Source organism: Jutongia sp., from assembly GCF_057878315.1.
In genome coordinates this window covers 1-12,373 of sequence record NZ_DBLXSO010000007.1, presented here as the reverse complement: position 1 = coordinate 12,373, position 12,373 = coordinate 1, and the positions used below count along the sequence as shown (strand labels likewise).

Annotated in this window: 11 protein-coding genes; 4 read left to right on the top strand and 7 right to left on the bottom strand. The window is 40.8% G+C overall.

What is annotated here, in order from left to right; all coding sequences use genetic code 11:
* Nucleotides 1–102: 102 nt before the first annotated feature.
* The gene (locus tag ACZLMD_RS02590; protein ID WP_486817865.1) at nucleotides 103–990 is read left to right on the top strand and encodes an AraC family transcriptional regulator; all 888 of its coding nucleotides are present in this window, start codon (nucleotides 103–105) and stop codon (nucleotides 988–990) included.
* A 106-nt stretch (nucleotides 991–1,096) separates the two neighbouring features.
* Here ACZLMD_RS02590 and ACZLMD_RS02585 read toward each other — a convergent pair whose 3' ends face one another.
* Nucleotides 1,097–1,633 (bottom strand): hypothetical protein, encoded by a 537-nt coding sequence (locus ACZLMD_RS02585; protein ID WP_489495078.1) that lies wholly within the window; start codon nucleotides 1,631–1,633, stop codon nucleotides 1,097–1,099.
* Nucleotides 1,634–2,221: 588 nt separating this feature from the next.
* On the opposite strand from ACZLMD_RS02585, the gene ACZLMD_RS02580 reads away from it, so the two are divergent.
* Together ACZLMD_RS02580 and ACZLMD_RS02575 are read left to right on the top strand one after the other, a co-directional pair.
* Nucleotides 2,222–3,604, top strand: coding sequence for a flagellin N-terminal helical domain-containing protein (locus tag ACZLMD_RS02580; RefSeq protein ID WP_489495077.1), 1,383 nt, complete (start codon nucleotides 2,222–2,224; stop codon nucleotides 3,602–3,604).
* A 292-nt stretch (nucleotides 3,605–3,896) separates the two neighbouring features.
* Complete coding sequence (locus ACZLMD_RS02575; protein WP_489495076.1) at nucleotides 3,897–4,619, top strand: ATP-binding protein; 723 nt, start codon at nucleotides 3,897–3,899, stop codon at nucleotides 4,617–4,619.
* Nucleotides 4,620–4,886: 267 nt separating this feature from the next.
* Here ACZLMD_RS02575 and ACZLMD_RS02570 read toward each other — a convergent pair whose 3' ends face one another.
* Nucleotides 4,887–6,329 (bottom strand): flagellin N-terminal helical domain-containing protein, encoded by a 1,443-nt coding sequence (locus ACZLMD_RS02570; RefSeq protein ID WP_489495075.1) that lies wholly within the window; start codon nucleotides 6,327–6,329, stop codon nucleotides 4,887–4,889.
* A gap of 372 nt (nucleotides 6,330–6,701) precedes the next feature.
* Entirely contained in the window at nucleotides 6,702–7,271 is a 570-nt protein-coding gene (locus tag ACZLMD_RS02565; protein ID WP_484108693.1) for a tyrosine-type recombinase/integrase, read from the bottom strand.
* A 301-nt stretch (nucleotides 7,272–7,572) separates the two neighbouring features.
* On the opposite strand from ACZLMD_RS02565, the gene ACZLMD_RS02560 reads away from it, so the two are divergent.
* Nucleotides 7,573–9,084, top strand: coding sequence for a flagellin N-terminal helical domain-containing protein (locus ACZLMD_RS02560; RefSeq protein WP_489495074.1), 1,512 nt, complete (start codon nucleotides 7,573–7,575; stop codon nucleotides 9,082–9,084).
* A 295-nt stretch (nucleotides 9,085–9,379) separates the two neighbouring features.
* On the opposite strand, the gene ACZLMD_RS02555 is transcribed toward ACZLMD_RS02560, so the two are convergent.
* The 4 genes from ACZLMD_RS02555 to ACZLMD_RS02540 form a co-directional block, all read right to left on the bottom strand.
* Nucleotides 9,380–10,294 carry a hypothetical protein gene (locus ACZLMD_RS02555; RefSeq protein ID WP_489495073.1) on the bottom strand — a complete coding sequence of 305 codons (915 nt, stop codon included), beginning with the start codon at nucleotides 10,292–10,294 and terminating at the stop codon, nucleotides 9,380–9,382.
* A gap of 101 nt (nucleotides 10,295–10,395) precedes the next feature.
* A complete protein-coding gene (locus tag ACZLMD_RS02550; protein WP_489495072.1) occupies nucleotides 10,396–10,521 on the bottom strand; it encodes a hypothetical protein in 126 nt (41 codons plus the stop codon).
* A gap of 164 nt (nucleotides 10,522–10,685) precedes the next feature.
* Nucleotides 10,686–11,282, bottom strand: coding sequence for a hypothetical protein (locus ACZLMD_RS02545; protein WP_489495070.1), 597 nt, complete (start codon nucleotides 11,280–11,282; stop codon nucleotides 10,686–10,688).
* A partial coding sequence (locus tag ACZLMD_RS02540; RefSeq protein WP_489495069.1) for an AAA family ATPase occupies nucleotides 11,275–12,373 on the bottom strand: 1,099 nt, incomplete at its 5' end. The genes ACZLMD_RS02545 and ACZLMD_RS02540, both read right to left, overlap by 8 nt.

The following is a 12,373-nucleotide window of genomic DNA, read 5'->3' as shown; positions in this document are numbered from 1 at the left end:
CTTTCTTTCATAAAAGTATGTTACAATGAAATAAGGCATAATAATATCATTTTAGTAACGATATTTATAACTTTTGTATTATTTTGTGGAGGATATTTACAAATGATCGATATAGAAATCATGCAGGATGCATCCGAGATCATCCATTACGACTCCCCTGAAATCTCTTTCGCCGTTCAGGAACGATCGCTGTCAAACTACACAGATATGCGAGCTCTCTGCCACTGGCATGATGACCTTGAACTCCTGTATATCTTCGATGGTGAGATGAATTATGAGGTCAACGGGCAGAAATACCTCCTGCAAAAAGGCGATACGATTTTTATAAATTCCCGTAAGCTTCATTATGGATATGACAACAACCGGAGGGAATGCGAATTCATGGTTGTGCTGATCCATCCGGAGCTTTTAAAGGCAAGCAATTACATGTACCGCAGATACGTTCATCCCATCTTAAATTACGCCACGGACATCGTCATTGTTGACCATGCCGGACCGGATGCAGGGAAGTTCTCCGCACTTTTCCACAAGATCCTTGAATGCCACCGTCTTGCGGAGAGCAGTCATGAATTCCAACTGCTCGGATACTTCTATGAGCTTTGGAGTCTGATCTACCAGAACTGCAACATGGAGGAAAATGTCATCTCCAGCCTGGAAGATCCCGACATTCAGATTCAAAAGCAGATGGTATCATATATCTACCAGCACTATCAGGATCATATCACGCTCGAAGATATCGCTGCAGCCGGCGTGGTCAGCCGCAGTAAATGCTGCCGTATCTTCCAGAAATACCTTTCCCAGTCACCAATCTCCTTCCTGAACAACTACCGTATGGAGATCAGCTGCAACCTGCTTTGCGATACCGCCTTCAGCATCACCCAGATCGCCACCTCCTGCGGTTTCAACCACTTAAGCTACTACTCCAAAATGTTTCTGCAGCGGTATGGCTGCACCCCCAATGGATACCGCAAGGCACACCAGAGAAAGTGAGATCTGCAGAGATTGAGAATTCTCTGTAATTATATATTTTCTTTGATATACTATCATTCATCGAGCTTTTGTCGATGTATTTATGTGTTTACTGCATATGAGACGATTACTGCTGCAATATGGCATAGATCTTGTCTACATCATAATCGGGAGCACACATTCTGGCAGCATCATAGATGCGCTCGATTAATGTCACGTTTTCCTCGAGCATATCCGCAGCTTCCTCGGCTGGAATATTTTTAAGAATCTTTTTGATGGTTAATTCAATAAGATTCAATATTTTCCCCTGTTCAAGTCCCAACTCGCGACCCCGTTCAAGTCCTTGCTCGCGCCCCTGTTCAAGTCCTTGCTCGCGACCCTCGCGGACTCCGGACTGGTAATGATCTTCCCATGCTTTACACATATTAAATTCCTCCTTTTCGTTATGATCCATCTTAATATCGGTAAATCCTTCAATAACCTTGGCAGCGGCATACTCTATATTGTGCAGTGCCGCAAGCTCCAGAAACTCCTTCGTATCCATCTCCCGCAAATCCTCCGCCCGGATCACATCCTGACCGTCGAACAGACAATAATTACAGATATCCGCAAACCTTGCATTATCAGACAGATATTCCGTTGATAAAGTATCCTTTCTTCCCATAAAGTTCCTCCCTTCGGTATGGCAGGAAGAACTTCCTTTTCTCCCGGAAATTTTCCTGCTTTTATAGTGATTGAAATGGTAAAAGCATTGAAAATTCCAAGATGTTTTGAAGAACAGATAATAGAAATATGCTTTGTACGGATTGTAGCACGGTGGCAGTGCCGTGTCGAGAGAAAACTGACTTTTCTCTGTATTGCCGAAAATAAAATTTATTTTTGGACAAGTTGCCGGAATTGATAAAAATTCGATAAACCGATGCCGTTTTGTACACGGCACGCTTCGTCAAAATCACCAAAACAATTTATGCACAATTCACATAACGCCTCATGCACACCCTCCAAACACGCATAAATAAAGCGTTTTTGGCATTGTACAAATACAACATTTGTTAGAAAATGTATCCTTCCCGGCCGGGCGGTCGATCGTACCTGCACAGAAGCCCACGGAGCGTGGCACCGGAAAGGAACGGCTAACACGCTGGCAACAGCACATCATCTACAACAAAATAACGTAACTTCCGCCAGGATCGGCGGATCATTTCACACACTGCACATGGAGGTGCGGTGGTAAAACAAGGAGGTAATTACTATGATAGTACAACACAACATTACAGCGATGAACGCAAACAGAATGCTGGGTCTGACAACAGGATCCCTTTCTAAGTCAACTGAGAAGCTTTCTTCCGGTTACAGAATCAACCGTGCAGCAGACGATGCAGCAGGTCTTACGATTTCCGAGAAGATGAGAAAGCAGATCCGTGGTCTTGACCAGGCATCTACCAACGCAGAGGACGGTGTTTCTGCAGTACAGACAGCTGAGGGTGCTCTGACAGAGGTTCACTCTATGCTTCAGAGAATGAATGAGCTGGCTGTTCAGGCTTCTAACGGTACAAACTCTACATCTGACCGTCAGGCTATTCAGGACGAGATTTCACAGCTGAATACTGAGATTGATCGTGTTGCTGAGACAACAAAGTTCAATGAGATTTATCTGTTAAAGGGCGATGACGGCACAAAGAATGTTTACATGAATGGGCATGATGCTGGTCTGAAAGGAACATTGACTGACAGTGCTACATCAGCAACATTTAAAGTTGCCGCTGGTGCATTGGATGCAGGAAAGAGCGTAACTATTGGTGGTAAAGAGTATACAATTGGAGCATCAAAAACGGAAGCACAGGATTTATTTAAAACAGCTGCAGAGGATGATACTGTGACAATTGATGGAACCGTATACACAATTAAGGGTACAACAAATGCGGGTGATAATGAATATACGGTGGCTGATTTAAAGGCGAAGGTACTAGATGGATCCACTGTAGAATATAAAGGAAAATCATTAACTGCGATTGATGCAACAGGCGCCGATCCTCAAGTTGATAAAGCAGATTCTTCCATTATCACTGCAGCAAAGGCTGTTGAGTTAATGGAAGGTGAATTAACTGCCGCTAATCAGATTGGCGTAGATGATGCTAGTACTGTTACAGCAGAAAAAAAGGCAGCGTATTCTTCTACTGATGGTGTAGAATTTACTATTACAAAAGGTACTGCCAATGTTGCTAATAAGCTTTCATTCAACCTTCATGTAGGTTCTGATGCTGACATGACCAACAAGATCAGTGTCAACATCGAGACAATGAACTCTGCATACCTTGGAATCAAGGGTCTGAAGGTCGCTGATGACTCTGGTAAGGCTGCTACATACGCAATCGACGCTATCGCAGATGCAGTTGCCAAGGTATCCGAGCAGCGTTCCGCACTTGGTGCAGTTCAGAACCGCCTGGAGCACACCATCGACAACTTGGATAACGTTGTTGAGAACACCACTTCCGCTGAGTCTCGTATCCGTGATACAGATATGGCTGAAGAGATGGTTAACTACTCAAAGAACAGCATCCTTCAGCAGGCTGGTCAGTCTATGCTTGCGCAGGCTAATCAGGCAAATCAGGGTGTTCTGTCACTTCTCCAGTAATTTACTGAGATACTTTGAGTACGCCGCATAAATTGAATAATATATTGTTGCATTTTAAATGTTTGTAGATGATTTCACCGTCAGTCCAATAAGGGCTGGCGGTGTTTTTTGTAAAGCAGATTTAAAAGGCGCACTGTTGCGACAAAGCAAGATATAGTAAAAAACGAATATAAAACAGCAAAATAAAAACAACCGAAAAAGCAATCGTAAAAAAATACAATTGTTTTTTCGATTGTTTTGCATATAATATATTCAATAAGAACGAAATGGATTCAATAATGCAGCCGGACTTTTGGCAGATAAAAATCATTTTCCGGGGATTGATACTATCAAATTCGGAGAGAACATCAGTATCATTCAAAAGAGATCAACTTTTGAAAATATATCTGTTTTAGAGGTCTATGATAAGGCAATTGATGTCTTCAGAGACTATTACCAATATGAAGTAATACAAGGCGCCGATCGACAAAAAATAGAGAAAATACCGGAAGCAGCTTTCCGTGAAGCAATCGCCAATGCGCTGATTCACAGGGTATGGGATGTGGAATCACAAATCAGAGTTTCGATGTTTGATGATCGACTTGAAATTGTTTCTCCGAGTGGACTGCCGTCCGGAATAACAGAGGAAGAATATCTGTCTGGTAAACTTTCAATTTTAAGAAATAGAAATCTTGCAAATGTATTTTATGGATTGGGATTTGCAGAAATATTTGGAACAGGTAATACAAGAATAAAACAACTGTATGCGGAAGGTTTGACAAAACCGGATTTTGAAATATCAGAAAATGCCATAAAAATTGTGCTTCCAATATTTGAAAAAAGTGCTGATCTGACAGAAGACGAAATCGTGATCTATAAGCTTTTAAGCAAGACGATGCTGAAGCCAATCAGTGAAATTGCACCATATGCACCTTTCGGTAAATCAAAAACAGCAAAGCTGCTAAAAGAAATGTGTCAAAAAGGCGTGATCACAGTGAAAGGAAACGGCAAAGGTACAAAATATATTATTCGATAGGGCATCTGGGGCATCGGCATTTGGTGCAGCTGCTTGCGAAACAGGTCTTGCATAAATTATACGGGAACTTGTACTTTCTGCCCCTCTGCGCGTCTTATTATTTATCGTTGTTATATTATGCTTTATCGCAACAGTGCGCCTTTTAAATTTGCTTTACAAAAACACCGCCAGTCCTTATCGGACCGGCGGTGAAATCATCTACAAGCATTTTGAAATGCAACAATATATTATTCTATTTATGCGGCGTACTCAAAGTCTCTCAGCAAATTACTGGAGAAGTGACAGAACACCCTGATTTGCCTGATTAGCCTGTGCAAGCATAGACTGACCAGCCTGCTGAAGGATGCTGTTCTTTGAGTAGTTAACCATCTCTTCAGCCATATCTGTATCACGGATACGAGACTCAGCGGAAGTGGTGTTCTCAACAACGTTATCCAAGTTGTCGATGGTGTGCTCCAGACGGTTCTGAACGGCACCAAGTGCAGAACGCTGTGCAGAAACCTTAGCAACTGCATCAGAAATGGCATCGATAGCGTATGTGGCAGCATTTCCAGAATCATCCATTACATTAAGACCCTTAATACCAAGACTTTCAGAGTCCATAGAATCAATATTTACCTGAATCTTATTGGTCATATCGGCATCGGCACCAACGTGAAGACTGAAACTTAAGCTGTTAGCAACATCTGCCTGACCAAGAGTAATCGTAAATGAACCATCTGCAGCACCAGCGTTTTTGTCAGCTACAGCAGCCGTTCCCTTAGTATCACCAATCTGATTAGCAGCAAGTAATTCTTTCTTAGCTAATTCGTATGCTTTTGCCTTAGTAATAACTGTTGGATCGTTAGATTTTACACCTGCTGTTGCGTCTGCATCTTTAAGAGATGTAAGTTCTTTTCCTGCAACACTTACCGTCGATCCTGCAGTAGCAGCAGCTTTCAAATCAGCAGCAGATTTTGCAGTAACACCAGTTGCCCATTTTCCGTCCGCATAATAACCACCTTTTAGATCTGATGCTGAGGAGTCATCCTTGTTACCAGATTCTGCAAGATATTTATATGTTGTACCATTAATAGTAATATCTTTTTCTTTGCCAGTTTGAGAAGCGGCATCAATCAAATCATCCGTATCAGCTTTTGTTGCACCGATAGTATATGTTTTTCCGCCAATACTTACTTTATCACCTACAGCAAAAGAATCCATAGTAAATGTTGCTGTTCCGTCACCATTGGTAACTAAAGTACCTTTCAGACCTGCGTCATGAGCCTTCATGTCAATTGTCTTTGTTCCGGACTCGCCCTTTAACAGATAAGTTTCATTGAACTTTGTTGTCTCAGATACACGATCAATCTCTGTATTCAGCTGATCAATCTCGTCCTGGATTGCCTGACGGTCAGATGTAGAGTTTGTTCCATTAGAAGCCTGTACTGCCAGCTCGTTCATTCTCTGAAGCATAGAGTGAACCTCTGTCAGAGCGCCCTCAGCAGTCTGTACAGAAGAAACACCGTCCTCTGCGTTGGTAGATGCCTGGTCAAGACCACGGATCTGCTTTCTCATCTTCTCAGAAATGGTAAGACCTGCTGCATCATCTGCTGCACGGTTGATTCTGTAACCGGAAGAAAGCTTCTCAGTTGACTTAGAAAGGGAACCGGTTGTCAGTCCCAGCATTCTGTTTGCGTTCATCGCTGTAATGTTGTGTTGTACTATCATAGTAATTACCTCCTTGTTTTACCACTGCACCTCCATGTGCAGTGTGTGAAATGATCCGCCGAACCCGGCGGAGGTTACGTTATTTTGTTGTAGATGATGTGCTGTTGCCAGCGTGTTAGCCGCTCCTTTCCGGTGCCACGCTCCGTTGGCTTCTGTGCAGGTACGATCGACCGCCCAGCCGGGAAGGATACATTTTCTAACAAATGTCGCATTTTTTATTACACTTATATTATCGGCTTATTTACCAAGGACTTAACCCTTTTTTTGAAATTTTTGTATATTTTTTATTTTTACGGATTCGAACAAAATATTGTGGCAAAGAAAAGCCCTTGGCACATGATATGGATTTCAAAATACTTCTTATTAAATTCTCTATAATTTTATATGGTAAAACACGTCGTCTTTTTCTTCCTGTACGATTCCGAGATAGCGTTTTGTGATCTGATAGGACGAATGGTTGTAGATCATCATTAGCATAACCGGGGAAACGCCCTGTTTCCATGCATGATAGCCAAATGTTTTGCGCAGGGAATGGCAGCTGATGTGCTCGTCCTGCCCGGTTTCCTCGGCGGCTTTGCGGATGATCCGCCACGCCTGACTCCGGCTGATCGGCTGGTTGACATGACGATTGGTGCAAAACAGGTATTCCTCACCCTTTTGACCGTGATAACACTGTTCCAATGTGGATATAATGCAATCGTTTAACGCAATGTAATTTTGTTTACCCGTTTTCTGCTCGACTACATGCAGATGCCGGCGAAATCTGCCCCAGTGCTCGTCGTAGACATCTTCCCATTTTAATTTCAGGACATCGCCAATGCGCAATGCCGTGTTCAATCCTACCACAATTAATAGGTAGTTTCTCATGTTTCCTTTTTCCAGATAATAGTTTTTAAATCGCTGCAAATCCTCTTCTTTCCTGATGGGACACGTTGTACTCATAATATTTTCCTTTCCGGTAATGCTACCTTTTGTATTTCTGCGGAATGCAATTTTCCGCGGATTGCTGCAATTTTATTTTAATTCTTTCTTATGAAATACGGAAGTCTGCGAACGCCCTGTTTATGCGTGTTCAGAGTAGGATGCGACATTTGTTAGATAGCGTTTCTGTTTTACGAAAGGAGGCAACAATTTAACACAACCGAATCAATGATAATTGTAATATGATGCCGCACTTGCGGTGTCGAAACATAGCACACGGGCAGAAAGGAATCTGCCTGTTTCAAACAAGGAGGTAACTACTATGATAGTACAGCACAATATTACAGCGATGAACGCAAACAGAATGCTTGGAATGACAACCGGTTCTCTTTCCAAGTCAACCGAGAAGCTTTCTTCCGGTTACAGAATCAACCGTGCAGCAGATGATGCAGCAGGTCTTACGATTTCTGAGAAGATGAGAAAGCAGATCCGTGGTCTTGACCAGGCATCTACCAACGCAGAGGACGGTGTTTCCGCAGTACAGACAGCTGAGGGTGCTCTGACAGAGGTTCACTCAATGCTTCAGAGAATGAACGAGCTGGCAGTACAGGCTTCTAACGGAACAAACAGCCAGTCTGATCGTCAGGCTATTCAGGATGAGATTTCACAGCTCACAACCGAGATCGATCGTGTTGCTGAGACAACAAAGTTCAACGAGACTTATCTACTGAAGGGCGATGATGGCACAAAGAAGCTTAATCTGAAGGCTCATGATGCAGGTCTGAAAGGTACATTAACAGATAATGGTAATGGAACAGCTACTTTTGTTATGGACGAGTTGAATGCTGGCGACAAGGTTACTATTGGTGGTAAGGAGTATACTATTGGTGGCGAAGCTGCTGATATAACTAATGCATTCGGATCAAATGGATTAGATATCGATACGAATCATCAAGATGTAACGGTTAATGGCAAAACATATAAATGGTATGCTAACACAGTAAAAACAAAAGACAATAACACAATTTCTGCTGGTTATTATTCTGAAGATCCGTCAACCTTAGCAGACCAAACTGCCGCAACAGCCACAAGTGTAGGTGGAGCAGCAACCGCATCAGCAGCAAATTTAGCAGCTAACGCTCCTGCAGGTGCAACTATTACAGTGGGAACAAAATCGGTCACACTTATCAACGATGCAGGCACTAACGGTGGCACTGCGGATGATGGAATTGATGACACCAACACTTCCATCATCTCCAAGGGTAAAGCCTATGAATTGGCAGCCAAAGAACTGCTTGCAGCTAACCAGATTGGAGATACCGAGGGAAATGCCAAAGTTGGAATCAATGCAACTTATACTGGTGTAACTAAGGATAATGGTACAGGCACATTTTATATCAAAACCGGTCAGACCGAAGTTGCTGAGAAACTTTCCTTCAACCTGCATGTAGGTTCTGATGCCGACATGACCAACAAGATCAATGTTGACATCGAGACAATGAATTCTTCTTACCTTGGAGTTAAGGGCTTAAACGTAGCTGATGATTCCGGTAAGGCTGCTACATACGCTATCGATGCAATCGCTGATGCAGTTGCTAAGGTATCTGAGCAGCGTTCCGCACTTGGTGCCGTTCAGAACCGTCTTGAGCACACCATCGACAACCTGGATAACGTTGTTGAGAACACCACTTCTGCTGAGTCTCGTATCCGTGATACAGATATGGCTGAGGAGATGGTTAACTACTCAAAGAACAGCATCCTTCAGCAGGCTGGTCAGTCTATGCTTGCACAGGCTAATCAGGCTAACCAGGGTGTTCTGTCACTCCTTCAGTAATTGACCACACTATCGCTGCCAAACCTTTTATAAACAGAAACTATTTTTATTACAAATATGAACGAGACTGCCGCTTCCGTGGAATCCACGGGGCGGCAGTTTTTGTTATATTCTTCATTTCCAGCATTTGATCCCAAAAACAACGTAACGAACCTACTACAATCAAATTAAAATCGACTTACTGATCTTTTTGACGCAGAAGCAGACTTTCTAACCGCTTCTGCTTTTTTACCTTCTTAAGCAGCAATCTCTTCACCTGATGAATCCACAACTTTCTAATATTGCTCAATAGACATTAGTTGCCTTCTCGGTTTTCTTTTATAATTTCCAATTTTTTGAACACGCTCGCTATATTTGTCTTCCAATCTCGTCTGTGATCTAATTTGGCGATCAGCACCTTTTCGTCAGTCAACTCTTTTTTTGTCTTTTGACTCATTACTTCCCAATTATCCTTTGGAATTATATATGTCGCATTTCCATAAATTGCACACTCAAGCACACAATACTTATCAAATAAATATGCATAATATCCCTTAAATCCATTTATTCCTTCTACACATGTTGCAACATTATATTCCTCGATATAATTTAATCTTGCGATATCATATGTGTCCGTTTTTTTATTCATTGATTTTAACTGTTTTTTTACATGTCTACTTGGCATCTCTCCCTGCGGAAGCATTTCCCAGTTACATCTCTGCCTTTTGATTGTTTTATCGACACTAATCACTCCATCATACACATAACATTCTCCATATATTTCAAGCATTAAATTAATTGCTTCTTTCATATGGTCTTTTCTAATTTCATCCGTCATATTGACAATAACATACTGCTGATTATCATCCCCTTCATACAACTGTAATTCTATTCCATATGCTTCTACTTCAATTTTAGGATAACACGGTTTATGTATGTCCACGGCAATCTCTGAGGCATTGGTATTACCATGTGGATATATCCAATTTGTTGAAACATAACGGCGCTCTTTCGGTTTTGACTTATCTGTATATGAATACCCATAAGCATTTCTTTTACTCTGAGGTCCAAATTTTCCGGACGGCAATACAATATGTCCGACTTCCTTCAATCCAACAATAGCCGCTTCATTAGCAGTCACAGGAATTCCCAATTGTATTTTATTTATGTCGTAAGTTTCAGGTATATGCAGCTTATTGATTCTGTGTTTTTTAATGTGATAAGAATTCATATTATTTCTCCTTTCATAATTACATTTTCCTATATGTTAATTTCATCAATAAAAGAGCCGTTTTGAGACTTGCTCAGGTCTGTGATTACCAACTACTCAAGTCAATGTTTCCTTGCCTTGTGAGTAGCTAATGTTTTTCCAGCTTTACTCTTGGTACTCTTGCCGGTTGACTTACTAGCCAATTTCTTAGCTGCGTTACCGACTTTACCGCCATGATGTACTGCCATATCACTATACCTCCTTTGCAAAATCTCCTTGCCAAAGAAGGTGTTCTTTGTTATTATTAATTTGCGAAAAAAATATGTCCAAAGACCTTCTTTGGCAAGGGAATCAGTCAGAGTCAAGCTCTGGCTTTTTCTATGTAAAGAGCTATGCTCTTACATACCAAACTTTATTTTGTTTTATCTACGCCAAGCACCTTATATAAAGGATTCAATTGATCTTTTACCTCATCTGCAATCTTATCAATATCCAAATGAGCTATCATACCATTACTCTTATTTCCCTTAATATAAATTTTATTGGCTTGCTTGTACAAACGCTGCAGTTTATCATATCCGTTTTTTCCGGATACTTTTGTATTTTTAGCCAACCTTAAGAATTTCAAAATCCCTTCAAGATCATGTAAAAACCAATCTTCAATTGACCTTTTCGCCTGCACATGTATGACTTTCTTAGCTCCATTAGCCTCAAGCTCTTTCTTGACTTCATTCCACTTTATCGGTGGTTTAGAAGCGAACTCAAAAACATCTGTATCACTACATAAAACAACCGTAAATTCACAATCGTTGTCATATTTAGTCTTTACCTGTTTTATAAATTTCCTAAGAGCGATATTTTTAAAGCCACCCACACCCCCTACACTTCTGTATTCGATATAGGTATCAAATTTTCCGGCAGGATGTAGTTTTCTTGCATTAGCAATTACCTGTTTATAAAATTCAACCTCTGTATCACCCTCTACAAAAAGCACGAGACATTTACTCATTAGCATCACACTCCAAATAATCACTTATATTGCTCTCGGAATCTGCAAGCAACGAGAATAAATAATCTCCTATGCTCATATTAAACCCGGCAGCATCATTTTCTAATTGTTTCTGTCCTGACTTTCTAAATGTAAAGAATTCAGCCACTCCGGCTTTTCTATTCATGCCAACATGAATCCATAAAAGGTTAAGATAACTAATAATATATGGTGAATGGCTTGTTATGATAACCTTGCAATCGTCCAACAATTGGCTAATAATCTGGATATATGCTTGGAACAAACCGGGATGTATTGAGTTTTCCGGCTCCTCAATTGCTATCAGTGAAATATTGCTAACACTGGACACAATTACCTTGGTCAAAATCATAAAAACTCTCTTTGCTCCATCGGACATCATCGAAAAGTTTACCGGATTAGCCAAGTTCTTCTCTCTTACAAATAATACATAAACGAAATCTGTAAAGGCGAAAGGGGCATCCTCAGGAAGTTGATTTCCCGTCTCAGCCTTCAATTGGAATTTCTTGACAATAACATCCTCAATATCAGGAAACAACTGAGAATATACATCTTTTAAAAGTTCAAACTTATCAGGACGCTGCCTCTTTAAGTTATAAATAACGCGTGGCAAATTATTTGCATTTATCATCTCTTCCTCAAAGCCTTTACGTATAATAGGATCTGGTCGATAAAAGCTTTTTGCATCCAGATTATTTTCCATGTATATTTTCATCCCATTAAGTTTTGTAATAATCTCAGCATAATAAAGTTCATCATAAGCTCTCAACTTATTGACAACTAATTCAGCATCCTCAACCTTAATTTTCGAAGAACACCTTCCTGTCTCCGAACTCTTATATAATGCCGTGTCAGCAGTTCGATTGATTAGTTGTGTAAACTTTTGTCCCTTTTCATTGAGCTTTATCTTTAAAAACTCTGATACTATTCTTGGTTCTTTATCTTCGTTATCTTTCCATTCAAACTCAAAACCATATTGAATAATATACTCCTCCTCGTTGACATCAGTAGACACTTCCATCTCATATCTATAATTTCTTCCAATCATACTACAATTAATAGGAATCAAACTG